The organism is Mesorhizobium sp. M0152 (assembly GCF_040322415.1).
Classification (GTDB): Bacteria; Pseudomonadota; Alphaproteobacteria; order Rhizobiales; family Rhizobiaceae; genus Mesorhizobium.
The window spans coordinates 1-22,488 of record NZ_JAMYTH010000018.1 but is presented as its reverse complement, the minus strand read 5'-3'; the positions used below and the strand labels follow the sequence as shown (position 1 = coordinate 22,488).

General features: G+C 61.6%; 23 protein-coding genes. 17 read left to right on the top strand and 6 right to left on the bottom strand.

Features of this window, described 5'->3' with window-relative positions:
* Window positions 1–198: 198 nt before the first annotated feature.
* The 3 genes from NKJ26_RS18720 to NKJ26_RS18710 all read left to right on the top strand — a co-directional run bounded on the left by NKJ26_RS18720 (window position 199) and on the right by NKJ26_RS18710 (window position 2,702).
* Window positions 199–1,098 carry an EAL domain-containing protein gene (locus NKJ26_RS18720; protein WP_352606614.1) on the top strand — a complete coding sequence of 300 codons (900 nt, stop codon included), beginning with the start codon at window positions 199–201 and terminating at the stop codon, window positions 1,096–1,098.
* Window positions 1,095–1,946: an EAL domain-containing protein gene (locus tag NKJ26_RS18715; RefSeq protein ID WP_352606608.1), complete on the top strand. Its 852-nt coding sequence runs from the start codon at window positions 1,095–1,097 to the stop codon at window positions 1,944–1,946. The genes NKJ26_RS18720 and NKJ26_RS18715 overlap by 4 nt, the downstream gene beginning before the upstream one ends.
* A gap of 144 nt (window positions 1,947–2,090) precedes the next feature.
* Window positions 2,091–2,702 carry a glutathione S-transferase family protein gene (locus NKJ26_RS18710; RefSeq protein ID WP_352696466.1) on the top strand — a complete coding sequence of 204 codons (612 nt, stop codon included), beginning with the start codon at window positions 2,091–2,093 and terminating at the stop codon, window positions 2,700–2,702.
* A gap of 338 nt (window positions 2,703–3,040) precedes the next feature.
* Here the strand turns inward: NKJ26_RS18710 and NKJ26_RS18700 are convergent, their stop codons facing one another.
* Window positions 3,041–3,277, bottom strand: a complete 237-nt coding sequence (locus tag NKJ26_RS18700) for a hypothetical protein (RefSeq protein WP_352696465.1) — start codon at window positions 3,275–3,277, stop codon at window positions 3,041–3,043.
* 270 nt (window positions 3,278–3,547) lie between these two features.
* On the bottom strand, window positions 3,548–3,760 hold the full coding sequence (locus tag NKJ26_RS18695; RefSeq protein WP_015316174.1) for a cold-shock protein: 213 nt from the start codon (window positions 3,758–3,760) through the stop codon (window positions 3,548–3,550).
* 274 nt (window positions 3,761–4,034) lie between these two features.
* On the opposite strand from NKJ26_RS18695, the gene NKJ26_RS18690 reads away from it, so the two are divergent.
* Window positions 4,035–4,364, top strand: a complete 330-nt coding sequence (locus NKJ26_RS18690; RefSeq protein ID WP_352696464.1) for a hypothetical protein — start codon at window positions 4,035–4,037, stop codon at window positions 4,362–4,364.
* Between the two features lie 64 nt (window positions 4,365–4,428).
* On the opposite strand, the gene NKJ26_RS18685 is transcribed toward NKJ26_RS18690, so the two are convergent.
* On the bottom strand, window positions 4,429–5,319 hold the full coding sequence (locus tag NKJ26_RS18685) for a LysR family transcriptional regulator (RefSeq protein ID WP_352696463.1): 891 nt from the start codon (window positions 5,317–5,319) through the stop codon (window positions 4,429–4,431).
* 166 nt (window positions 5,320–5,485) lie between these two features.
* On the opposite strand from NKJ26_RS18685, the gene NKJ26_RS18680 reads away from it, so the two are divergent.
* Complete coding sequence (locus NKJ26_RS18680; RefSeq protein ID WP_352696462.1) at window positions 5,486–6,388, top strand: MBL fold metallo-hydrolase; 903 nt, start codon at window positions 5,486–5,488, stop codon at window positions 6,386–6,388.
* Between the two features lie 139 nt (window positions 6,389–6,527).
* Here NKJ26_RS18680 and NKJ26_RS18675 read toward each other — a convergent pair whose 3' ends face one another.
* A complete protein-coding gene (locus tag NKJ26_RS18675; RefSeq protein WP_352606957.1) occupies window positions 6,528–7,097 on the bottom strand; it encodes a methylated-DNA--[protein]-cysteine S-methyltransferase in 570 nt (189 codons plus the stop codon).
* Window positions 7,098–7,277: 180 nt separating this feature from the next.
* Here NKJ26_RS18675 and NKJ26_RS18670 point away from each other — a divergent pair, with 180 nt between their 5' ends.
* The 8 genes from NKJ26_RS18670 to NKJ26_RS18635 all read left to right on the top strand — a co-directional run bounded on the left by NKJ26_RS18670 (window position 7,278) and on the right by NKJ26_RS18635 (window position 14,224).
* The gene (locus NKJ26_RS18670; protein ID WP_352696461.1) at window positions 7,278–8,225 is read left to right on the top strand and encodes a transglycosylase SLT domain-containing protein; all 948 of its coding nucleotides are present in this window, start codon (window positions 7,278–7,280) and stop codon (window positions 8,223–8,225) included.
* A 5-nt stretch (window positions 8,226–8,230) separates the two neighbouring features.
* Window positions 8,231–8,719: a GNAT family N-acetyltransferase gene (locus NKJ26_RS18665; protein WP_352606953.1), complete on the top strand. Its 489-nt coding sequence runs from the start codon at window positions 8,231–8,233 to the stop codon at window positions 8,717–8,719.
* A gap of 148 nt (window positions 8,720–8,867) precedes the next feature.
* On the top strand, window positions 8,868–10,136 hold the full coding sequence (locus NKJ26_RS18660; protein WP_352696460.1) for an ABC transporter substrate-binding protein: 1,269 nt from the start codon (window positions 8,868–8,870) through the stop codon (window positions 10,134–10,136).
* 56 nt (window positions 10,137–10,192) lie between these two features.
* Window positions 10,193–11,149, top strand: coding sequence for a carbohydrate ABC transporter permease (locus NKJ26_RS18655; protein WP_352696459.1), 957 nt, complete (start codon window positions 10,193–10,195; stop codon window positions 11,147–11,149).
* Window positions 11,150–11,166: 17 nt separating this feature from the next.
* Window positions 11,167–11,991: a carbohydrate ABC transporter permease gene (locus tag NKJ26_RS18650; RefSeq protein ID WP_352696458.1), complete on the top strand. Its 825-nt coding sequence runs from the start codon at window positions 11,167–11,169 to the stop codon at window positions 11,989–11,991.
* Between the two features lie 159 nt (window positions 11,992–12,150).
* Complete coding sequence (locus tag NKJ26_RS18645; RefSeq protein ID WP_352696457.1) at window positions 12,151–12,576, top strand: lysozyme inhibitor LprI family protein; 426 nt, start codon at window positions 12,151–12,153, stop codon at window positions 12,574–12,576.
* Window positions 12,577–12,718: 142 nt separating this feature from the next.
* Window positions 12,719–13,462, top strand: a complete 744-nt coding sequence (locus tag NKJ26_RS18640; protein ID WP_352696456.1) for a DUF899 family protein — start codon at window positions 12,719–12,721, stop codon at window positions 13,460–13,462.
* Window positions 13,463–13,672: 210 nt separating this feature from the next.
* Window positions 13,673–14,224 (top strand): DUF4142 domain-containing protein, encoded by a 552-nt coding sequence (locus tag NKJ26_RS18635; RefSeq protein WP_352696455.1) that lies wholly within the window; start codon window positions 13,673–13,675, stop codon window positions 14,222–14,224.
* Window positions 14,225–14,479: 255 nt separating this feature from the next.
* Here the strand turns inward: NKJ26_RS18635 and NKJ26_RS18630 are convergent, their stop codons facing one another.
* Entirely contained in the window at window positions 14,480–14,800 is a 321-nt protein-coding gene (locus NKJ26_RS18630) for a DUF1476 domain-containing protein (RefSeq protein WP_352696537.1), read from the bottom strand.
* A 79-nt stretch (window positions 14,801–14,879) separates the two neighbouring features.
* Here NKJ26_RS18630 and NKJ26_RS18625 point away from each other — a divergent pair, with 79 nt between their 5' ends.
* From NKJ26_RS18625 to NKJ26_RS18610, 4 genes are all read left to right on the top strand, one after another.
* On the top strand, window positions 14,880–15,335 hold the full coding sequence (locus NKJ26_RS18625) for a hypothetical protein (RefSeq protein ID WP_352696454.1): 456 nt from the start codon (window positions 14,880–14,882) through the stop codon (window positions 15,333–15,335).
* A gap of 71 nt (window positions 15,336–15,406) precedes the next feature.
* Complete coding sequence (locus NKJ26_RS18620; protein ID WP_023781498.1) at window positions 15,407–15,799, top strand: Rid family hydrolase; 393 nt, start codon at window positions 15,407–15,409, stop codon at window positions 15,797–15,799.
* A gap of 165 nt (window positions 15,800–15,964) precedes the next feature.
* Entirely contained in the window at window positions 15,965–16,750 is a 786-nt protein-coding gene (locus NKJ26_RS18615; protein ID WP_352696453.1) for a hypothetical protein, read from the top strand.
* Window positions 16,751–16,838: 88 nt separating this feature from the next.
* The gene (locus NKJ26_RS18610) at window positions 16,839–18,644 is read left to right on the top strand and encodes an AAA family ATPase (RefSeq protein WP_352696452.1); all 1,806 of its coding nucleotides are present in this window, start codon (window positions 16,839–16,841) and stop codon (window positions 18,642–18,644) included.
* Between the two features lie 42 nt (window positions 18,645–18,686).
* Here NKJ26_RS18610 and carB read toward each other — a convergent pair whose 3' ends face one another.
* A complete protein-coding gene (carB, locus tag NKJ26_RS18605; RefSeq protein WP_352696451.1) occupies window positions 18,687–22,190 on the bottom strand; it encodes a carbamoyl-phosphate synthase large subunit in 3,504 nt (1,167 codons plus the stop codon).
* Window positions 22,191–22,488: the final 298 nt, after the last annotated feature.

Sequence of the window (22,488 nt, the reverse complement as noted above, 5' to 3'; positions counted from 1 at the left end):
AAGGATCGGCGCGGCCAGCAGCGGCCGCGGCGCTTCTCATGTCGCAACATTCCCGCCAGTGCAAGCTTTGTCGGCTGGGCCAGATCGGCGATGCGGTCAATGAGCCGTGATCGGCAACGATAAGTTTATTAACGGGCGGTAGAGGCTTGCATGGCAGGATCGCAGTCCATTTCCGCCAATTCGCGGAAGCGAGGAACCGTGTCGCGCAGCATCGGGCTTGCCCATATCATCCGTCATGATGACGGCACCTCCACAGGTGTCTGGGGCATCTACACGCTGCAAAGCGCCTTCCAGCCGATCTTCGCCTTCAAGGAAGGCAAGCTGTCGGTTGTCGCCTTCGAAGGGCTGATTCGGCCGTTTCGGGACGGCGAGCCGCAATCGCCGATGAGCTTCTTCAGCACGTGCCCGGCCGCCGATCGCCTGCATGTCGAGGCGCTGACCAGGACGCTGCATCTGCTCAATGCCGGCGCCTGCTTGCCTGAGGAGGCGTCGGTCTTCGTCAATTTCGACCCATCGGTGTTCACCGAGCGGGCCGTTGCCGACAATGCCTTGCGCGAAATGCGGCTGGTGCTGCATGAGGCCGGCATCGATCCCGGTCGCGTCGTGTGCGAGGTGACCGAGCAGAAATCGGCATCGCAGGAGACCCTGTACGGTTTCGTCGCCGCGCTCAGGGGCAATGGCTTTCGCATCGCCGTCGATGACTATGGCGCCGATGATTCCGACATCAGTCGTGTCAAGGAATTGAAGCCCGACATCGTCAAGTTCGACGCCTACTGGATTACGCAGCTGATGGAGTCCGGCGCCGGGTTCGCGCTGCTGACCACGATGGTGAAAAGCTTCGAGGAGCAAGGCATCCGCACGGTGTTCGAAGGCATCGAGGAAAGCTGGCAGCTGGAGCTCGCCGAGAAATCGGGGGCTTCGATGGTGCAAGGATTCGTGCTGGCACGGCCGGAACTGGCGCCGACCAGCTTCCGGGTTTTCGGCAACAGCAAGTCGGAGTCCGCCCCAGCTGCCGCCGGCAACGCGCCTGCCCATCTCTCCACCGCGCCGCATGGCGCGCGGCCGGTGAAAGCCTTCGGCCGCAAGGTAACGCCATGAGGGCCGAGCGGCGGCGCAATGTCGGCGATGCGATTTTCACCGACGAGATCGGCATCGTATATGGCGTCCATGGCGACTTCCGCCTGCGTAGCGCTTACCAACCGATTTTCGCCCCACGCGGCCGGGCCTTGCACGCGGTCGCGGTGGAAGCCCTGATCGAGCCGCACCGCGCCGGCCGACCAACGGCGCCGAGAACATTCTTCGAAGGCATCGCCGCGGCGGACCGGCTGTTTGTCGAGACCATGTGCCGGGTTCTGCATTTGAGAAATTTTGGCAACATCGGGGTCGACGACGGGCTCGACCTGTTCTTCAACTATAACCCGATGATCAACGACCATGCCGGGCGGGCGCTGGCCGAAATCCGGATGATGAGCAGACATCTCGGCGAGCTTGGCCTCGCTCCCGCCATGCTGGTCTGCGAAATCACAGAACAGGCGGCCGACGACGCGCTGCTTGCCCGGCTGGCGCGTGAAATGCGGCGCGACGGCATCCGCATCGCCATCGACGACTTCGGCACCGGCCACTCGACCGAGGAGCGGGTGAGCCTGCTCAAGCCCGACATCGTCAAGATCGACGGCGGCTGGTTCGCTGAGTTCTGCCGTCACGCCGCCGCCGAACGGTTCTTTCGCCCGCTGGTTTCCAGCCTGCACGACCGTGGCGCCAAGGTGTTGGTCGAAGGCATCGAGCAACCCACCCATCTGCGCGTCGCGCTCGAAGGCGGCGTCGACCTGCTGCAGGGTTTTCTTCTCGCCCGCCCGGCGCTGGCCGGCACGATTTTCGAGGAAAAGCCGTTGTCGGTCGACGCTCTGCTCGGCAGGGACAGCAAGGTCATTCCGCTGTTCGGGTAATTTCTACCGCGCCGTCACCGATGCTTCGCGATCGCCGCGCGCTTGTTATATATCAGCGGCGCTGATGGTCGCGCCAAAACAAATCATTGGTTGAGGACGCCACCGCTGCGATAATCGCCTCGGCCAATGCTCCGGGGAACATCAATGACCATACTGTACGGCATGATCGACAGCGGCAATTGCTATAAGCCGCGCCTGCTGATGGCCAAGCTTGGCCTTGCCTTCACCAATGTCGAGGTCAGCTCGCACACTGGCGACACGCGAAAAGCCGATTTTATCGCCAAGAACCCGAACGCCATGGTGCCTTTGCTCGAGCTCGACGACGGCCGGCGGCTGGCCGAATCCAATGCCATCCTGCTCTATCTCGCCGAAGGAACGCGGTTCCTGCCGGCGGACAGATATGAGCGGGGGCTAGCCTATCAATGGCTGTTCTTCGAGCAATACAGCCACGAACCCTACATCGCCGTGCGCAAGGCGCTGCTGACCTTTCCCGAAAGAGCCGGGGATGCGACGCCGGAGCGGTTGGCGGTGACGCTGGAGCGCGGCAACAAGGCGCTCGGCGTGATGAACAAATATCTGGAAGACAACGCCTTCTTCGCCGGCGGCGCGCTCAGCGTCGCCGACATCGCGCTCTATGCGTATACGCACACCGCGGAGCAGGGCGGCTTCCAACTCGACGCTTATCCCGCCGTCGTGGCCTGGCTAGAGAGAGTGGAGGCGGATCCGGGGCATGTGCCGATAGAGTGGTTGCCTTAATTTTGTCCTCACGCCGCCGCCGCTTCGCAGGCTGCTCCGGACGGGGCGCGCCAACAGGCGCGATGCCCCCGGGGTGGCTTGCGGCCTTCGGCCGGTGGCATGAATAGGCTGCCTGGGTGAGATTTGCTACTTCAAGAGATGGTCGTAGTCGGAATGGGTGCCGATCCAGAACCAGATGACATCATCATTGTCGCGGACCGCAACAGCCGATAGCTTTCGTCAACTGCGCCGACCAATAGCGTCCGACCTGCTTGAAATGCAATGATGGATGAAAAGGGTCGGAGTACAGTCTGGCAAAACGCCTGTCGGCCTTTGCTCTGATTGACGATGGTAGTTTTTCATAAGCCTCCCAGAATGATCGAGAGGCGACGTGATTCACAGCGGCCGGTCCGGCCAGCGCGATGGTCGGCCAGTGCCTGTTCGGCGAGCTTGTCCAATCGGCCCAACTTCGCGTCGGCCTCGATCTGCCGATCCCACATGTCCGCCTGAAGTGCCTCGAACCAGGCGGCGAACGCCTTCAGTTCCTCGGGACTCAGTTCGGCGACGGATTTTTCGATTTGCTCAAGCTTGCTCATAACTCAATAATACCACTACTCGGCCAAAAGTACCATGAGCGGTACCATTGGTCCGGCGGCATCTGAACCCCAGACAGCAAAAAGGCGGGACAAAATCCCGCCTTCCCATGCTTGGTAGCCTGATCGGGAGCGTCCGGTCCGGGCTGGCAGCTATCTGCTGATCCAGCTTGTCGGGTCTTTCCGCTCCGGCGCGCTTCTCACGCGACCGTCAGTACATCCGTGACTTGCCGCGCGCCCCGGGCTGGCGCCCGGCGCGCGCCATTCGCAAAATCAGGCTGCCTTGCTCAGAGACCCAGCGGACGACTTGCCGGTGCGGCGGTCCTGCTCGATCTCGAAGTTGATCTTCTGGCCTTCGACCAAGGTCGACAGCCCAGCGCGCTCAACTGCGGAGATGTGGACGAAAACGTCCGCGCCGCCGCTGTCAGGCTGGATGAAGCCGAAGCCCTTGGTGGCGTTGAACCACTTGACCGTTCCTGTTGCCATTTTGATAATCCTTCACATTTGCTTTAGTTTGACTGGACCGAAGTCCAGCCGGTTTGTATCGAGATTTTGGAGATAGACGTCAGCAAACGCGATTATCGCGAGGCCCGGATCGATCGGCCGAAATATCAATGAACCAGATATAGGCTGCTTCCGCACAAAAAACAAGACTGCGTGAGAAAGCCGTGATCGGAGGCCGCCCAACAGCCGCCCCAATCTGGTGAAACCGTTATGGCAGATCGCGCCGTCCTTGGATAGCGGATCAGGGGAGGGAACCATGAAAACCATTCTGCTTGCCGCCTGCCTGACGCTGGTGGCCGCCGAGGCGCAGGCGATCTCGCGCTACGACCCGACGCGCATGAGCTGCGATCGCGTCCAGGCGACGATCGCACGCCAGGGCGCCGTCGTCCTGCGCTATCAGTCGACACGAGTACCCGGTCTGCCGCTCTACGACCGCTATGTGCAGAGCCAGCAGTTCTGCACCATGGGCGAGGTGAGGACGCGCGCCTACGTGCCGAGCGCCGACACCAGGTCCTGTCCGGTCTATATCTGCAAGCGCCCGGACAATGACCGGCGTTTCCGCCGCCGGTTCTTTCACAACAACTAGGCCAGACATCGGCCACACACCGTTCGTTCAACTGAACAGCCGCGCCGCTCGGCGGCATGCGCTTTCATTCGCGGATCTGTTCCATGAGCATGGACACGAACCGCGTCACCTTCTGCGGACGAAAGCGCCCGGGCGGGTAGACCACGTGAATGCCGCCGGAGGGCAGCGCCCAGTCAGGGAGCATATGGACGAGACGGCCCTTCGATAGATAGTCGGCGGCCAGATAGTCCGGCAGAACCGCCAGTCCGCCGCCGGCGAGCGTCGCTTCCAGCACGGCCGGTGTCGAGTTGATGGAGAAGGTCTCGCCCATGGTGACGGTGCGCCGCTCGAAATCACCTCGGGTAAAGCTCCAGGTGAACGGCTTGCGAAGGCCGGAATTGGCAACGAGCGGCAAGGAAGAGATATCTTCCGGTTGGTCCATCGTGACCTTGGCGGCAAAATCCCGCGAAGCCACCAGGATTTGCCGGAAGGTGCCGATGCGGCGCGCCTGCAGGCTGGAGTCCTCCAGCCAGCCGACCCGAATGGACAGGTCCATCTTGCTACCGATCAAATCAATTATGGCATCGGAAATGGACAATTCGACGCCGCAGGCCGGAAATTTCTGCCGAAAACGGGCGGCGATCGGAGCCACCACGATCGCTCCATAATCATTGGACGCGGAAACGCGCAGTACACCAGCCACTTCGGTGTTGCCCTCGCCGACCTCGGCGACTGCCTCCTCGACATCCCGCAGGATCATGACGCAACGTGCGTGCAGAAGGCGGCCTGCCTCGGTCGGCTCGAGCCTCCGCGTCGTGCGCACGACGAGCGTGGTCTGCAATTCGGCTTCAAGACGGGCGACCTGCTGGCTGACGACGGCCTTCGTGATGCCAAGCCGCTGGGCTGCCCGCGTAAACGAACCCGCGTCGATGACGGTGGAAAAATAGGCGAGGCGGTTGAGGTTGATTGGTTCCACGGGGATGTCTTCGGCTGATTGTAAGCTTGCAGAATACAGTCTGTATTATTACAGGCAATTTATCAATCAATCCGGCGAGGCTACCTTCCCCACTGTTCTCTCAATCAGCGGTGGACCCGCGGATTGCCACCGCGACCCAATTCCATTCCATTCGAGGAGCTATTCCATGTTCACAAGAAGACAGATCATGAAGATCTCATTGGCCATCGGCGCAATCGCCGTCCTCGCTTCCGCCGGGCGCGGCCAGGCCGCCGGCAGCAAGCTTGACTGGAAACATTTCCCGGCGGGTCCGAACGGCTTCTTCCGCGCGCCGGTGCTGCTGTCCGGGCCGAGCGAGGCCCTGTTGATCGATGGCGGCTTCACCTATCCGGACGGCAAGGCGCTCGCGGACGCCATCAAGGCTACCGGCAAGAAGCTGACCACTATCTATGTCAGCCAGTCCGATCCCGATTACTACTTCAGCTTGAAGCCGGTGCGGGAAGCCTTCCCGGAGGCAAGGGTGATCGCCGCTTCAGCCACCCTCGAAGCCATCAAGGACAGCGTGGAGAAGAAGCTCGCGGTCTGGGGCCCGCAATTGAAGGAAAACGGCCCTCAGGCGCTGACCGACATCGTCCTGCCCGAGGCGTACGACGATGCAACGCTCACGATCGACGGCGAGACGATCGAGATCGTCAATGCAGAGGATGGACTCGCCAATCGCCGGTACCTGTTCGTGCCGTCGCTCAATGCCGTGTTCGGCGGCGTGATGATCTTCGCGGGTGTTCATGTCTGGACCGCCGACACGCAGACCAGGGAAAGTCGTGCCGCCTGGGTCAAGACGCTGGATGCCGTTGCCGCCCGCCACCCGGCCGTCGTGGTGCCTGGCCATATGACGCCCGATGCCGAGACTGGTCCTTCGGCCGTGGAATTCACCAAAACCTATCTCCTCGCCTTCGAGGAAGAGCTGAACAAGGCAGCCGACAGCGCGGCGCTGAAAACTGCCATGGAGGCGCGGTTCCCCGGCCTCGGCATGGGGGTCGCCCTCGACGTTGGATCCAAGGTCGCCAAGGGCGAGATGAAGTGGGGCTGACAAAGCGCCGACCCTCGATCCGATCCGCTAACCTTACGAAGGTACCTCCGAGGAGGGCGGCCGGGGATGCGCGATAGCCGATGCTCGCGCGCCTCACAACCCATGATCCAGGCCCCTGGCGCGCTGGCCCAACGCTGGTTCAGAACCCGAAGGAAACCTGCGCCGGCGGCGGCGGGCCGACGCGCACGCCTTCCATGGCCAGCATCTTTTCCTTGGTGACGGAGCCGCCCGGCGCCGAGAAACCGCCGATCTTGCCGCCGGCGGCAAGGATGCGGTGGCAAGGGATGACCAGCGGCACCGGGTTGGCGCCAAGGGCGGCCCCGGTTTCGCGCGGCAGGCCGGCATGGCCGGCTCGCTTGGCGAGTTCGCCATAGGTGGTGGTTTCGCCGAAGCCGAGTTTTCGCGCCTCGCCGTAGATGGCGAGGCGGAAATCGTCCACGCCGTCGAGATCGACCGGAAAGCCGGTGAAGTCGACGTCCTCGCCAGCGGCGTAAGCCTTGATCGCGGCGATCAGCTCGACCACCCATGGCGGCTGCGCGGTGGAGGCGGAAACACCGGCATGGCGCATCAGCCGCCGCTCCACCGCCTCGCGGCTGCGTTCGGGCAGGCAGAGCCGGATCAGCCCCTTTTCGCTCCAGGCGATGCCCATGAATCCGATCACTGTTTCTAACACTGTGTGGCCAGCTGTGATCGAAGACCTCGTTTCCATGATGCGCTCCTTTCCGCAAAGTGGCGAAAACCGGGATTCGCGCCGGTACATATCCGGAACAATATGGCATCAGGCCTCGAGCCTCGCCACCCGAAAACCACCTGGTGGCCCTGATTGCCGGTCATGAATCGCTGGTGTAAGGGAATTCTTAACACCCGACAAACCGGACCCGAGCGCGGCTTGCCAGCAAAACAAACCCTTATCGCGATCGGCGTGATCGTGGCGACGGCCGGCATCAGCGGCTGTACCTCGACCTCGCAGATGAAGGCGGCGCCATCCCTGACCGAAACCGCGACTGTCGCCGGCGCAGACGCCGGCTTCACGTTGCCGCTGCCGGAGACGGTTGCGGTGCTGCCGGAATCGTCAGGCGTCGCACCTGTCCAGACGGCCGAGCAGGCGCCCGGCCCTGCCGGGCCGGCACTCGATCCGGCCGCGCAGCCGGCCGCAGTGACCGCCGCCTTTGCCGGATCGACCCCGGCTGCACCGGCTACATCCGCCGTGATGACCGCCAACGCCTGGCAGGCGCCGCCGCCAGCTAGGGCAGGTCTGCCGGCCAAGTCGGCCGAGACATATGCGACCGCGACCTATACGGAGGCCGGGCTTGTCGTGCCGGCAACCGCAAAGGGCGACATGAAAGCCATGCCCGGTGTGCAGCAGGCCGCCTATGTCGTGCCGCGCAATCCGGCTGCCCTTGTGCAGTTCCCGGCTGCACCGGCCGAAGAGGAGCATGCGACCGGCGTGCGCGGCGACATCGACCGGCTGATCCAGAAATACGCCGCGCTCTACCAGGTGCCGGTGGATTTGGTGCGCCATGTCGTCAACCGCGAAAGCACCTACAATCCCAAGGCCTACAACAATGGCCATTGGGGGCTGATGCAGATCAAGCACGCGACCGCGCGCGGCATGGGCTACGACGGACCGGCGAGGGGCCTGTTCGACGCCGAGACCAATCTCAAATACGCGGTCAAATATCTGCGCGGCGCCTGGCTGGTGTCGGACGGCAATGCCAAGCGCGCCGACTGGCTTTACCAGACCGGTTACTACTTCGACGCCAAGCGTAAAGGCTTGCTCGATGCGACCGGCCTCGGCACGGACCGCCAGCGCCGCCGTCTGCAGCCCGACGCCTGAGCGCAATGTCTGAACCGCGCCCGCCGGCTCCGAATGACATCCGGCTGCGCAAGATCCTCGACGAGACGCTTGTCGCGCCGCATTGGCCGGAGGGCTTCGTCATGCGTTGCTTCGAGCCCGGCGACGCACTGCCCCTGCACGCGCTTTTGACCGAAGTTTTCGACGATGGCGCCGACGGCCCGTTCGACGAATGGTGGCCGCGTATATCAGGCGACCCCGAATTCGACCCAACGCTGTATTTCCTCGTCATCGACGCCAAGGGGCGGCTGGCGGCGGCGGCGCTGTGCCGGGCGAGCGCCTTCGTCAGGGATCTCGCCGTTCACCCCGAAGCACGCGGTCGAGGCGTTGCGGAAGCGCTAATGTGGCATGTCTTTGCCATCTTTCGCGAACGAGGCGCCGAGCGTGTCGATCTCAAGACCAACACGGTTGAGAACGCCGCCGCCGTCAGGCTCTACGAGCGGCTGGGGATGCAGCCCGTCGCCTGGGAAGGCTGAGGCCGCCGAGGCCCGGTCCATCGCTGCTCACCGGCTTGGTTCGGGAACCCAGAGCGCCGCTCCGCATTCAATGAACGGTGGAGGGGTCCGACGAGCTTCCGGCGCTTGGAAGGCTTGCGTCGCCGTTCCAGAGGAGATCCTCCGCGCCATGAGGCTCTTTCACGCATTTGCCGCGTTGGTTGCTGCCGCGATGATTGCGGCCGCCCCGGCGCGAGCCGTCGAGCTGTCGATCGTCTCGGGCGACACCGGCATCGGCATCAAGGTGCTGCGTGAAATCCTCGACCGCTATGAGAAGGACAGCGGCAACACGGTCAGCATCGTCGTCATGCCAGCATCCGGGACCGACCAGTTCGGCCAGTACCGGCTGTGGCTTGCCGCCGGCAACAGCGACATCGACGTCTACCAGACCGACGTGATCTGGGCGCCGCAGCTAGCCAGCCAGCTCGTCGACCTGACCGCGGCAACCAAGGATGTCGTCGGCGCCCATTTCCCCTCGATCATTCAGTCGCAGACTGTCAACGGCAAGCTGGTGGCGCTGCCGATCTTCACCGATGCGCCGGCGCTCTACTACCGCAAGGACCTGCTCGACAAATACGGCGCCAAGGTGCCTGCCACCTGGAAGGAGCTGACCGAGACCGCCAGGCTGGTCATGGACAAGGAGCGGGCTGCCGGCAACAAGGATATCTGGGGCTTCGTCTTCCAGGGCAATGCCTATGAGGGGCTTACCTGCAATGCGCTCGAATGGGTGATGTCGAACGGCGGCGGCCAGATCATCGAGCCGGACGGCACCATCTCCATCAACAATTCAAAAGCGGCGGCAGCGCTCGACATGGCCAGGGGCTGGGTCGGGACCATCGCGCCGCCCGGCGTGTTGGCCTATCAGGAAGAGGAATCGCGCGGCGTGTGGCAGACCGGCAATGCGGTCTTCATGCGCAACTGGCCCTACGCCTATGCGCTCGGCAATTCAGAGGGATCGCCGATCAAGGGCAAGTTCGACGTCGCACCGTTGCCGGCCGGCAGCGGCGAAGGCGCGCGGGCAGCGGCAGTGCTGGGCGGGTGGAATCTCGCTGTGTCCAAATATTCCAGGCACCCGGACGCGGCGATCGGGCTGGTCAAGTTCATCGCCTCGCCCGCGATGCAGAAATACCGCGCGCTGAGGAACTCCAGCCTGCCGACCATCCAGGCGCTCTATGACGACGCCGACATCGCCAGGCAACAGCCGATCGTTCCGCGCTGGAAGCAGATCTTCCTCAGTGCGGTGCCGCGTCCCTCGGCCGCGGCCAAGATCAGATACAACGAGGCGTCGAGCCAGTTCTGGAACGCCGTCCACAACACGCTGTCGGGCGATGGCGCCGCCGGCGACAATCTGGCCGACCTCGAGGCAATGCTGACCAGGCTGAAAGGTCGCGGCTGGTGACGCCACAACGCGCCTCCATATCCCGCCCAGCGGAAGGGATGACAGAAGCGGAGCCGATGACTGAAACCGCCGCGACCCACCGCCCGCGCCCGCGGCTGATGCGCCAGCGCGTGCGCTCGGCCTGGCTGTTCCTGACGCCGATGCTCTTGGTGCTCGCCGCCGCCGCCGGCTGGCCGCTCGCCCGCACCGTCTATTTCAGCTTCACCGACGCTTCGCTGGCCGACCTCGACGCCCGCCAATGGGCAGGCTTGGCCAATTACTTCTCGGTGCTCCGCATGCCGAGCGGCCGCGTGCTCTACGATGGCGTGCTGGCCGACCCGGTCTGGTGGAACGCCGTGTGGAACACGGTGCGTTTCGCGGTGATCTCCGTGACCTGCGAGACGATCTTCGGCATGATCGTCGCGCTGGTGCTCAATGCCGATTTCCCGGGCCGCGGCATCGTCAGGGCGGCGATCCTCATCCCATGGGCGATCCCGACCATCGTCTCGGCCAAGATGTGGCAATGGATGCTCAACGACCAGTTCGGCATCATCAATGTGGTTCTGCTCAATCTCGGCCTGATCGACGACAAAATCGCCTGGACAGCCAACGCCGACACGGCGATGGCGGCGGTGCTGATCGTCGACATCTGGAAGACGACGCCGTTCATGGCGCTGCTCATCCTGGCGGCGCTGCAGATGCTGCCGCGCGAGATCATCGAGGTCGCGAAGCTCGACGGCGCCAACCCGTGGCAAGTCTTCTGGCGGGTGACCTTGCCGCTGATCCGCCCGGCGGTGATGGTGGCGGTGATCTTCCGCGCGCTCGACGCGCTGCGCATCTTCGACCTGATCTATGTGCTGACGCCCAACAATGTGCACACCAAGTCGATGTCGGTGTTTGCGCGTGAGAACCTGTTCGAGTTCGACAAGTTCGCCTATGGCTCGGCCGCTTCGACGCTGCTGTTCCTCATTCTTGCCCTTCTCACCATGGCCTATATCCGGATCGGCCGGGTCAGCCTGGACGGAGGACGCTGAAATGGAGGGCCGCTGACATGTGGATCCTGAGGCGCGCGGCCTTCTACCTGCTGGTGCTGGCGATCGTCGTCGTCGCGGTGTTCCCGTTCTACTACGCCATCGTCACCAGCCTGAAATCGGGCACCGAGCTCTTCCAGCCCGACCTGTGGCCGCAGACGTTCAGCCTCGGCAATTACAGGAACGTGCTGACCGAAGGCGCCTTCGCGCACAACCTCGTGAACTCGCTGGTGGTCTCGGGCGCGGTCGTCGCGCTCTCGCTGTTCCTCGGCGTCACCGCGGCCTACGCGCTGGCGCGCGTACGCTTCCGCGGCCGCTCGGCGCTGCTCTTCGCCATCCTGTCGGTGTCGATGTTCCCGCAGGTGGCGGTGCTGGCCGGGCTGTTCGAGCTGGTGCGGACCTTCGGCCTCTACAACTCGCTGTTCGCGCTGATCTTCTCCTACATGATCTTCACCTTGCCGTTCACCGTCTGGGTATTGACGGCGTTCGTGCGCGACCTGCCGGTCGAGGTCGAGGAAGCGGCGATCCTCGACGGCGCGACGCCGTGGATCATCATCACGCGCATCTTCCTGCCGCTGATGTGGCCGGCGCTGGCGACCACCGGGCTCTTGGCCTTCATCGGCGCCTGGAACGAGTTCCTCTTTGCCCTGACATTCACCTCCAATAACGCGCAGCGGACCGTGCCGGTGGCGATCGCGCTGCTCTCCGGCAATTCGCAGTTCGAGATCCCTTGGGGTAACATCATGGCCGCATCGGTGATCGTCACGGTGCCGCTCGTGGTGCTGGTGCTGATTTTTCAGCGCAAGATCGTCTCCGGCCTTACCGCCGGCGGGGTCAAGGGGTGAGGCGCCTGTACTATGGACTGACATCCCAGGCCTGATCCGGCAAGTAAAGGAAACGTCCACCAAGGCGGCAGGCCTGGTCTTGCCGGCAATAGTTCTGGCGTTAAGCTTCGGTCTTGCGGCCTCGTGGGCGAGTGCTCGATTGAAACCGGAGAAAACATCATGCGGCTGTTGCTTTCCAGAACCGGCCTGGCCACCTTGATCCTCGCCGTTCCGCTTTTTGCCGGCGCGGCAAGGGCCGATGACTGCGCCAACGCGCAGGACCAGACGACCATGAACGAGTGCGCGGGCAAGGCGTTCGAAGCGGCCGACAAGAAGCTCAACGATGCCTACAGGCAGATCGAGGGCCGGCTGAAGAGCGACGCGGCGTCGAAGAAGCTGCTCGTCGCCGCGCAGCGCGCCTGGGTCGCCTTCCGCGACGCCGAATGCAGGTTTCAGGGCGGCCCGCGCGATGCAGCCGGAAGCATGTACCCGATGGTCGTTTCCGGTTGCCAGGAGACCCTCACCGATATCAGGCTGAAGGATTTTCAGCGCTACCTCGATTGCAAGGATGCCGACACGGATTGCCCGGTGCCGGCGGCGCAGTAGTTTTCTCGGCGTCTTTTTCGGGAAAGGCGTGCTGCGTCATCGCCGCGCCGTGTGCCGAAATGTCGGAGCCGGCCGTCGCGAACCGTCCTTGGGTCATAGAGCAACCGCGCCGGGACGCCGGCCGTGACCCAAGGAGCCGATCATGATCACCTTTCCCAACGAATCCGCCAGATACCGCACCGCCCGCGAAAGACTGCTGAAGAAGGAAATCGCGCTGCGCCGCGCCATGGAGGACGTCGCCGAGGCGCGGCGCGCGCTGCCGCCGGGCGGGCTGGTGCCACAGGATTATGCGTTTGACGGGCTTGATGCCGATGGCAGGCCGGCGAAGATAAAACTGTCGGAGCTGTTCGCGCCCGGCAAGGACACGCTGATCCTCTACCAGATGATGTTCCCGCGCCATCCGCTGGAGACGCGCGACGTGGCGACCAGCGGCGCCACGGCGAAGCTTTCCAGGCAGGACCAGCCATGCCCCTCCTGCACGGCGCTGCTCGACCAGTTCGACGGCGCCGTTGGCCATCTGGAAGCCGCCGGCTTCAACTTCGCCGTGGTGGCGAAAACCGCGCTCGAAAACCTGGTTGCGTTCGGCCGCGACCGCGGCTGGAAGAACATGCAGCTGGTGTCGTCGGCCGCCAACGGCTTCAAGCGCGACTACAATGCGGAGGCGCCTGACGGTGCGCAGATCCCGCTGCTGTCGGTATTCCATCGCGATCACGACGGCATCCGCCATTTCTGGTCGTCGGAGCTTGGCTTTGCGCCGCCGGAGCCCGGGCAGGACCCGCGCGCCATCGGCACCTGCGAGATCCTGTGGAACCTGATGGATTTCACCCCGCAAGGCCGGCCGAACTGGAACGAGCAGCTGCAATATGGCGAGGCCTGCTGCCATTAGAACAATTCCAGGAAAAGTGTGAAACGGTTTTCCGTCCGGAATTGCGTCAAAACAAAGAGATAGAACGGCTTCAGTGTTTCCGTGAAACGCTGAACCGTTCTAGGTGCAGGCATCGTCTCCCACGACGACAAGAGCGAGGAAAGCGCAACCTCGCCGCATTTGCCGCGTTTGCCTATCCGAGGGAACATGATCCGATCGGAGGATATGGAGATGAAAACGCTTCTGACCATGACAGCCGCGGCCTTGCTCGCCGGCGCGCCCGCCGCGCTTACCCAATCCACCGCCCAAACGACGCCGTTGGCGACCGACAGCAAGGTCGACACCCAGACCTTCGTCAAGACGGTGCCCAGCGCCAACGAGTTCGAGATCGAGTCGAGCAAGCTGGCCGAGCAGAAATCCGCCTCGGCCGACGTCAAGGCCTTCGCCAAACAGATGATCAAGGACCACACCAAGGCCGGCGAGGACTTCAAGGCGGCACTCGCCCAAGGCCAGACCACCGCCTCGACCAAGCCGGCCGGCCCGGTGCTGCAGGCGAATGAGCAGGGCCAGCTCGATGAACTCAAGGCCGCCAGCGGCAAGGACTTCGACGGCAAATACATCACCATGCAGGCCGAAGCCCACAAGGATGCCGTCGCCTTGTTCAGCACTTACGCCAAATCGGGCGACGACCCGGCGATGAAGGAATTCGCCAAGAAGACCCTGCCGACGCTGAAGATGCACGAGAAGCACGTGAAGGAACTGGGTGCCGCGCATCAGGGTTGAGGGGAGCCTGCTTCCGTTGAGATACGGCGCGCGCGTCAAAATAGCGGTGTTGGCGCCGCCCCTCATTGCCCTGCCGGGCATTTCTCCCCGTATAACGACGGGGAGAAAAAAGCCTGCGCCGATGATTTCGCCAATCTCCTACGTTGCAGAACCAGCGCCTGCGTAGCGGCCAAGTCCCTTCTCCCCGTCACTATACGGGGAGAAGATGGCGGCAGCCAGATGAGGGGCGGCACCGGCCTATCCAGGAACGCTTGCTCAACTCGTTCTGATTTGCTCGACCGCGGTCGCCAGCAGGTCTTCCATGGCAGCGCGTATCTGGGAATCCGACTGGGCGATGCCGGCCGCGTCGAAATCGGCGCGCAGCTTGCGGAACACGTCGCTGTCGCCTGCCTCTTCGAAGTCGGCGTGCACCACTTCCTTGGCATAGGCGTCGGCGTCCGCACCGGATTTGCCGAGCTTTTCGGCGGCCCACAGGCCGAGCAGCTTGTTACGGCGCGCCATGGCCCTGAACTTGGTTTCCTCATCCATCGCAAACTTCTTTTCGAAGCCTTCCTGACGGTCTTTCATACTGCTCATCGTCTGCCTCGGGATGCTCGGGTCCATCTTCAGCCGATTTCCGCGGGAGGAGCGGCCGGGAGAGGCAAGAGTGGCGCGCATGGATGTCATTAACAAGGCCGCCGGCATCGAGCAACTCGCCTTGGCGCGGTGGCTGAAGGGCTCGTCCTTCGCCTACCCCATCGTCAACGCGCTGCACATAATGTCGATCGGGGCGCTGCTGACCAGCGTCTTCCTCATGGACCTCAGGATCTGCGGAGCCTTCCGCTCGCTGCCGCGCGCGGCGTTCGTCGCGCTGCTGCGCCGCACCGCGCTGGTTGCGTTCGCGGGCGCGCTCGTCACGGGCTCGCTGCTGTTTTCAGTCAAGGCGAGCACCTATGCGGCGATGCCGATTTTCCTCGCCAAGATGGCGCTCATCCTTATCGCCGGCGTCAACTTCCTCGCCTTCACGCGCTTCCGGCGCGTGACCGACGAGCCGGCAGGCGGGACCGTTCTGCTTTCGATGCTGCTGTGGATCTGCGTGCTCGTCGCCGGGCGGTTCATCGGTTTTTTCTGACCAAACCACGCGCCGGCACTGGCCTCCCCAAGCCGGGCGGATAAGCTCCCCCAAACCCAGGGAGCATCACCATGAAAAAGGAAGTCATCGAAGTGCCCGTCATGTCGGACAAGGTGCGGTCGCTCGGCTTGCCCTGCTCGACCGCGGTGAGGGCCAACGGCTTCGTGTTCATCTCGGCGACGCCGCCGGTGGACATGGTGACCGGCGAGATGGTGCGCGGCGACATCGAGGTGCAGACCGAGGCGTCGCTGAAGGCGCTGAAACATTGCCTGGAAGCGGCCGGCACCTCGCTGGAAAACGTGGTGATGGTGCGCATCTACGCCGTCAATTCCGGCTTCTACAACGCGATCAACCGGGTTTATGCCCGGTATTTCAGCGTGAACCCGCCGGCGCGGAGTTTCGTGCCGGTGGCGTCTTGGCCGATGGAGTTTGATATCGAGATCGAGTGTGTGGCGGTGGGGTGAGGGGAGAGAAGCCTTCGCTTAGCGGATGAAAGGTCAATTGCTTGGTTTTTTCGAGCTTCGGACGTCCTGGGCCTGTGAAGGGCCGGCGATTTCTAGCATAAGTTTTTACTTGTCTTTCAAGTAAACTCGTTCTCAATTCCCGTTGGGGATAGGGAGGGCGAGTCATTGAACAAATTACCGAAGAAATTCGTCGAACGCGTCGCGTCGAATCTCAAGAAATATCAGCGAATCGCGCTGGCTCAGCAGAAATCCGATGTCGCGGAAGCCGACACCGTTACCTTGATCAAGGACATCCTGGCTGAGGTTTTTGGCTATGATAAATATGACGAATTGACATCCGAACACCAGATCAAGTCGACATACTGCGATCTCGCGATAAGGATCGCAGGAAAACTGCGATTGCTTGTCGAGGTGAAATCAGCTGGAAGCAGCTTGGCTGACAATCACCTGAGGCAAGTTATTGACTATGGGGCTCATCAAGGCATTCACTGGGTGATCCTCACCAATGCAATCGAATGGCGGCTGGTCCGTATTTATGTGGCAAACCAGATCAGCCATGAGGAAGTGTGTCGAATCGCTCTTGCTGACATGAATCCCAAAAATGAAGATCATTTGCAGTGCCTGTTCCTGTTTGCCAAGGAAGGGCTGACAATCGACGCGATGGACGCGTTTCACCAGCAGGCCCAGCTTTTCAACAAGTTTACGGTTTCGGCGATTATCCGATCAGAACCGGTGATCTCGGTTGTGCGCCGCGAAATCCGGAAGCTCTTTCCAGACATCAAAGTCGGCGGCGAGAACCTGTCGCTGCTGATCGAAAATGAAGTGATCAAGCGAGACACCATCGAGGGTGAAAAGGCGAAGGAAGCGGTTGCCAGACTGCGGAAGGCTGTAAACAAATTGGAAAGAGCCAAGAGCAAGGCTACAAAAACCGCTACGACCGAATTGACTTAGGGTTTCGCATGTTGGCTGTTAATCAACTAACAGCAGCAGACCAAAGTACTCAGTCACTCAATTTGCAGCAGAAGTTTTGGATTTCGAAATGACAGACTTACATAGATTTACGCGAGTGGAATTCAATCACTTTAAAGCTTTTGAAAAATTTACTCTGCATTTGAGAAATTTTAACATACTTGTTGGTCCAAATAACGCCGGGAAATCAACGATCTTGGCCGCGTTTAGGATACTGGCCTCTGCGTTGCGAAAAGCTACCTCAAGAAAGGCGGAAGTCGTAAGCGGCCCTCAAGGGTCGGTCTATGGGTACGTCGTTGATCTTGCCGCTATATCGATTGCCGAAGAAAACATATTTTACAACTATGATGACAGCCAGCCGGCCTCTATCAAGTTTAATTTATCAAACAAGAACGAACTTCTGCTATTTTTTCCTGAAGCAGGATCCTGCCACCTAATAGCAACTAACAACAATGGCAAGACACCCCATTCTCCAAAGGAATTCCTAAGGCATTTCAATTGCCCGATCGGATTCGTTCCTATATTGGGTCCGGTCGATCACAATGAAGTTCTATACGAAAAGGAAGCCGCTAGACTGGCACTTTTTAATTATAGATCTGCTAGAAATTTTCGAAACATCTGGCATCATTACCCGGAGAAATTCGAGGAATTTCGCGAGGTCTTGGGTCGAACTTGGCCCGGTATGGATATCGAAAAGCCGGTAGTCGACTATTCACACAAAAACGCAAGACTATTTATGTTTTGCCCTGAATCAAGAATCCCTAGGGAGATTTTTTGGGCAGGCTTTGGATTCCAAGTCTGGTGCCAGATGCTGACTCATTTGATTCAGTCCAGCAAAAACTCTCTATTTCTGATTGACGAACCTGATATCTATCTGCATTCCGAACTTCAACGTCAGTTGCTTACTCTACTTAGAAATATTGGCCCGGACATACTTATCGCTACCCATTCGACCGAGATAATAACCGAGGCCGAGGCGGATGATATCGTCGTCGTGAACAAGAAAAGGCGGCAGGCGCAGCGTGTTAAAAATCCCTCGCAATTGGGAGATGTATTCTCCTCTCTTGGGTCCAACTTGAACCCTATTCTAACTCAATTGGCGAAGACGCGGCGCGCCCTATTTGTTGAAGGAAAGGATTTCCAGATACTCGGGAAGTTTGCCGGCAAGCTGGGGTTTGCGGAGGTAGGCAATCGCGGGAATTTTGCGGTCATACCCGTGGAGGGCTTTAACCCGGAGAGAGCAAAGAATATCAAGGCTGGCATGGAGTTGACACTAGGTGGGAAGATAGCATCAGCAATCGTTTTTGATCGAGAGTATCGAAGCGAAGATGAATGTATCGCTATTAAGGAAGCTTGCGGCAAATTTTCGGAACTGGTGACGCTCCATCGCAGGAAAGAGATTGAGAACTTTTTGCTGGTTCCCGCCGCGATAGATAGAGCCGCAGCCAACAAAATTTCAGAGGTGCTGCGTCGCGGTGGTACTGCGAAAGCATATGTCCCAATCGCAGATGCTGTTTTGAATAAATTCTCATTGGAGAAAAAGAACTATGTTGCTGGGCAATTTCTCTCTAATCGCCGGCGATTTGAAAGGCAGAATTCTCCGGGCTTGAACGATGCGACGGTGAGCGAAGCTGCGATGGATGAGTTTGATAAATTTTGGGATAATCCGGATTTGAGAATGGGGCTTATCCCGGGGAAGGACGCGCTAAGTTCCGTAAATCAGGCCCTGCAAGATGAATACAAAATAAGCGTGACTCCGACCGCGATAATAGATGCAATGCGTAACGAGGAAATTTCGGTCGAGATGAAAGAGTTGATTAAAGGGATATCGGTTTTTTCGAGCTCAGGCGTAAATGAGGAGCTCGACGAGAAATAGATCGCTGTGTCAGCATCCACCCAAAGCTCAACCAAGCTGGAACTAGCTGAAATATTCCTGCAGCGGCCTGACCTCTAGGCTCCCCGCCTTCAGCGCTGCAATCGCTTCCGCCACGGCCGCCGCGCCGGACAGCGTCGTGTAATACGGCACTTTCTGCATCAGTGTTGCTCGCCGCAGCGATTTCGAGTCCGACACCGCTTTCTGGCCATCCGTCGTGTTGAAGACGATCTGGACCTGGCGGTTGCGGATGGCGTCCTCGATGTGGGGGCGGCCTTCGAGCACCTTGTTTATTTTCTCCGCGACGACGCCATTTTCGGCGAGGAAGCGGGCGGTGCCTGAGGTGGCCATCACCTTGAAGCCGAGGCCGGCGAGCCGCTTGACCGCCGGCAATATGCCTTTCTTGTCCTCGTCGCGCACCGACACGAACAGCGTGCCGGAGCGTGGCAGGTCGACGCCGGCCCCCAACTGGCTCTTGGCGAAGGCGAGCGCGAAATCGCGGTCGAGGCCCATGACCTCGCCGGTCGAGCGCATTTCCGGGCCGAGCAATATGTCGACGCCGGGGAAGCGGGCGAAGGGGAAGACCGCCTCCTTGACCGCGATGTGACCGGGGTTCCTGGGGTCGGGCATGGCGCCGTAGTGGGCGAAGGCGTCTTCCAGGCTCTCGCCGGCCATGATGCGGGCGGCGATCTTGGCGATGGGACGGCCGATGGTCTTGGCGACGAAGGGCACGGTGCGCGATGCGCGCGGATTGACCTCCAGCACATAGACCGTGCCGTCCTTGATTGCGTATTGCACGTTCATCAGGCCGCCGACATTGAGCGCGCGGGCAAGGCTAGCGGTCTGGCGCTCCAGCTCGTCAACCAGATCGGAAGGCAGCGAGTGAACGGGGAGCGAGCAGGCGCTGTCGCCTGAATGGATACCGGCCTCCTCGATGTGTTCGAGAATGCCCGACACGAAGGTGGCCTTGCCGTCGCAGAGACAGTCGACATCGACCTCGATGGCGCCCGACAAATAAGTGTCGAACAGCAGCGGGTTCTTGCCCAGCAGCGTGTTGATCTGGCCGGTCTTGTCGTTGGGATATTTCTGCTTGATGTCCTCCGGCACCAGGCCGGGCACGGTGTCGAGCAGGTAGGATTGCAGCATGCCCTCGTCATGGATGATCTGCATGGCGCGGCCGCCCAGCACATAGGACGGGCGCACCACCAGCGGGAAGCCGAGCTCGCCGGCGACGAGGCGGGCCTGCTCGACCGAATAGGCGATGCCGTTCTTCGGCTGGCTGAGGTTGAGCTTGTGCAGCAGCTTCTGGAAGCGGTCGCGGTCTTCGGCCAGGTCGATCATGTCGGGCGAGGTGCCGAGGATCGGGATGCCGGCCTTCTCCAGCGCGTCGGCGAGCTTCAGCGGCGTCTGGCCGCCGAACTGGACGATGACGCCGACCAGCTCGCCCGACGCCTGCTCGGCGCGCAGGATCTCCAGCACGTCCTCCGCCGTCAGCGGCTCGAAATAGAGCCGGTCCGAGGTGTCGTAGTCGGTCGAGACCGTCTCCGGGTTGCAGTTGATCATGATCGCTTCATAGCCGGCGTCGCGCAGCGCGAAGGCTGCGTGGCAGCAGCAATAGTCGAACTCGATGCCCTGTCCGATGCGGTTGGGACCGCCGCCGAGGATGACCACCTTCTTGCGCGACGAGACCTGCGCTTCGTTGGCCAGCGCGCCGGCGAAGGGAACTTCATAGGTCGAATACATGTAGGCGGTGGGCGAGGCGAACTCGGCGGCGCAGGTGTCGATGCGCTTATAAACCGGATGAACGTCGAGCTTTTCGCGAGCCTTCTGAATCACTTCGGCGTCGGTCTTCGTCAGCGACGCGAGGCGGGCGTCGGAAAAGCCCATCGCCTTCAGCATGCGCAGATTGACCGCGTCCTCGGGGATGCCGTGTTCGCGGATGCGGGCTTCCATGGCCAGGATCCCGGCGATCTGCTCGAGGAACCACGGGTCGATCTTGCACATGGCGTGCACGTCTTCCAGCGAGGTGCCCATGCGGATCGCCTGCGCCACCATGCGCAGCCGGTCGGGCGTCGGCGTGCCAAGTGCTGCGCGGATGGCGTTGCGGTCGTCGGCATGGCTGGCGATCGCGGTCCCATGGCCGAGGCCGGGGATCTCGATCTCGTCGAGGCCGGTGAGGCCGGTCTCCAGTCCGCGCAGCGCCTTCTGCAAGGATTCCTGGAAGGTGCGGCCGATGGCCATGACTTCGCCGACCGACTTCATGGCGGTGGTCAGCACCGGCTCGGCGCCGGGGAATTTCTCGAAGGCGAAGCGCGGGATTTTCGTGACGACGTAGTCGATCGACGGCTCGAAGGAGGCGGGCGTCGCGCCGCCGGTGATGTCGTTCTCCAGCTCGTCCAGCGTGTAGCCGACGGCGAGTTTCGCGGCGATCTTGGCGATGGGGAAACCGGTCGCCTTCGAAGCCAGGGCCGACGAGCGCGAAACGCGCGGGTTCATCTCGATGACCACGAGGCGGCCGTCGGCCGGGTTGACGGCGAACTGCACGTTGGAGCCGCCGGTCTCGACGCCGATCTCGCGCAGCACCGCGATCGAGGCGTTGCGCATCATCTGGTATTCCTTGTCGGTCAGCGTCAGGGCAGGGGCGACGGTGATGCTATCGCCCGTATGCACGCCCATCGGGTCGATGTTCTCGATCGAGCAGACGATGATGCAATTGTCCGCCTTGTCGCGGACGACCTCCATCTCATATTCCTTCCAGCCGAGCACGCTTTCCTCGATCAGCACTTCGGTGGTCGGCGAGGCGTCGAGGCCGGACTGGACGATGTCGTAGAATTCGGCGCGGTTGTAGGCGATGCCGCCGCCGGTGCCGCCCATGGTGAAGGACGGGCGGATGATGGCCGGCAGGCCGACATGGTCGAGCGCCTGGGCCGCGATCGCCATGCCATGGCTGATGTAGCGCTGCTTGCGGTCGCCTTCGCCGAGGTTCCAGCGCGTCTCCAGCGCGTCGAGCGCGGCGTCGAGATTTTCGGGTTCCTCGGCTTTCAGCGCGGCGCGCTCGGCCTCGTGCGTCTTGCGGTCGGCGTTCTTGACGTCGGTGGCGTTGGCCAGCATCGACTTCGGCGTTTCCAGGCCGATCTTCTTCATCGCCTCGCGAAACAGCGCGCGGTCCTCGGCCTTGTCGATGGCATGCGCGTCGGCGCCGATCATCTCGACATTGTAGCGCTCCAGCACGCCCATGCGGCGCAGCGACAGAGCGGTGTTGAGCGCGGTCTGTCCGCCCATGGTCGGCAGCAGCGCGTCCGGCCGCTCCTTGGCGATGATCTTGGCCACCACTTCCGGCGTGATCGGCTCGATATAGGTGGCGTCGGCCAGTTCCGGGTCGGTCATGATGGTGGCCGGGTTGGAATTGACCAGGATGACGCGGAACCCTTCCTCCTTCAGCGCCTTGCAGGCCTGGGTGCCGGAGTAATCGAATTCGCAAGCCTGGCCGATGACGATGGGGCCGGCCCCGATGATCAGGATCGACTTGATGTCAGTGCGTCTTGGCATGTCGAAAAGTTCCGTTCGGCGGGCGGCTTGCACAAAAAACCGGGACGGGAAGACCCGGCCGGTTGTGCTCGCGATTCTGGTATCAGGCTAGGAGGGCCTTATAGGGAAGAGTTTTGCCCGATGTAACCCCGAAAATGAATGGGAGTAGGGGAGTAGGGCAGTAGGGCAGTAGGGGAGTAGGGGAGTAGGGGAGTAGGGCAGTACTCTAGTAGGGGAGTAGGGGAGTAGGCGAGTGGGCGATGTCTCTTATACCCTTCTCAGATACAAAGAGACAGAGGGTGATCTCGTGTGGGGTGTG

Excerpts from the sequence above, each read along its gene's own strand:
- NKJ26_RS18715 (WP_352606608.1), top strand. The coding sequence starts at position 1,095 with ATGAGGGCCGAGCGGCGGCGCAATGTCGGCGATGCGATTTTCACCGAC.
- NKJ26_RS18710 (WP_352696466.1), top strand. The coding sequence starts at position 2,091 with ATGACCATACTGTACGGCATGATCGACAGCGGCAATTGCTATAAGCCG.
- NKJ26_RS18700 (WP_352696465.1), bottom strand. The coding sequence starts at position 3,277 with ATGAGCAAGCTTGAGCAAATCGAAAAATCCGTCGCCGAACTGAGTCCC.
- NKJ26_RS18695 (WP_015316174.1), bottom strand. The coding sequence starts at position 3,760 with ATGGCAACAGGAACGGTCAAGTGGTTCAACGCCACCAAGGGCTTCGGC.
- NKJ26_RS18690 (WP_352696464.1), top strand. The coding sequence starts at position 4,035 with ATGAAAACCATTCTGCTTGCCGCCTGCCTGACGCTGGTGGCCGCCGAG.
- NKJ26_RS18680 (WP_352696462.1), top strand. The coding sequence starts at position 5,486 with ATGTTCACAAGAAGACAGATCATGAAGATCTCATTGGCCATCGGCGCA.
- NKJ26_RS18675 (WP_352606957.1), bottom strand. The coding sequence starts at position 7,097 with ATGGAAACGAGGTCTTCGATCACAGCTGGCCACACAGTGTTAGAAACA.
- NKJ26_RS18665 (WP_352606953.1), top strand. The coding sequence starts at position 8,231 with ATGTCTGAACCGCGCCCGCCGGCTCCGAATGACATCCGGCTGCGCAAG.
- NKJ26_RS18660 (WP_352696460.1), top strand. The coding sequence starts at position 8,868 with ATGAGGCTCTTTCACGCATTTGCCGCGTTGGTTGCTGCCGCGATGATT.
- NKJ26_RS18655 (WP_352696459.1), top strand. The coding sequence starts at position 10,193 with ATGACTGAAACCGCCGCGACCCACCGCCCGCGCCCGCGGCTGATGCGC.
- NKJ26_RS18650 (WP_352696458.1), top strand. The coding sequence starts at position 11,167 with ATGTGGATCCTGAGGCGCGCGGCCTTCTACCTGCTGGTGCTGGCGATC.
- NKJ26_RS18645 (WP_352696457.1), top strand. The coding sequence starts at position 12,151 with ATGCGGCTGTTGCTTTCCAGAACCGGCCTGGCCACCTTGATCCTCGCC.
- NKJ26_RS18640 (WP_352696456.1), top strand. The coding sequence starts at position 12,719 with ATGATCACCTTTCCCAACGAATCCGCCAGATACCGCACCGCCCGCGAA.
- NKJ26_RS18635 (WP_352696455.1), top strand. The coding sequence starts at position 13,673 with ATGAAAACGCTTCTGACCATGACAGCCGCGGCCTTGCTCGCCGGCGCG.
- NKJ26_RS18630 (WP_352696537.1), bottom strand. The coding sequence starts at position 14,800 with ATGAGCAGTATGAAAGACCGTCAGGAAGGCTTCGAAAAGAAGTTTGCG.
- NKJ26_RS18625 (WP_352696454.1), top strand. The coding sequence starts at position 14,880 with ATGGATGTCATTAACAAGGCCGCCGGCATCGAGCAACTCGCCTTGGCG.
- NKJ26_RS18620 (WP_023781498.1), top strand. The coding sequence starts at position 15,407 with ATGAAAAAGGAAGTCATCGAAGTGCCCGTCATGTCGGACAAGGTGCGG.
- NKJ26_RS18610 (WP_352696452.1), top strand. The coding sequence starts at position 16,839 with ATGACAGACTTACATAGATTTACGCGAGTGGAATTCAATCACTTTAAA.
- carB (WP_352696451.1), bottom strand. The coding sequence starts at position 22,190 with ATGCCAAGACGCACTGACATCAAGTCGATCCTGATCATCGGGGCCGGC.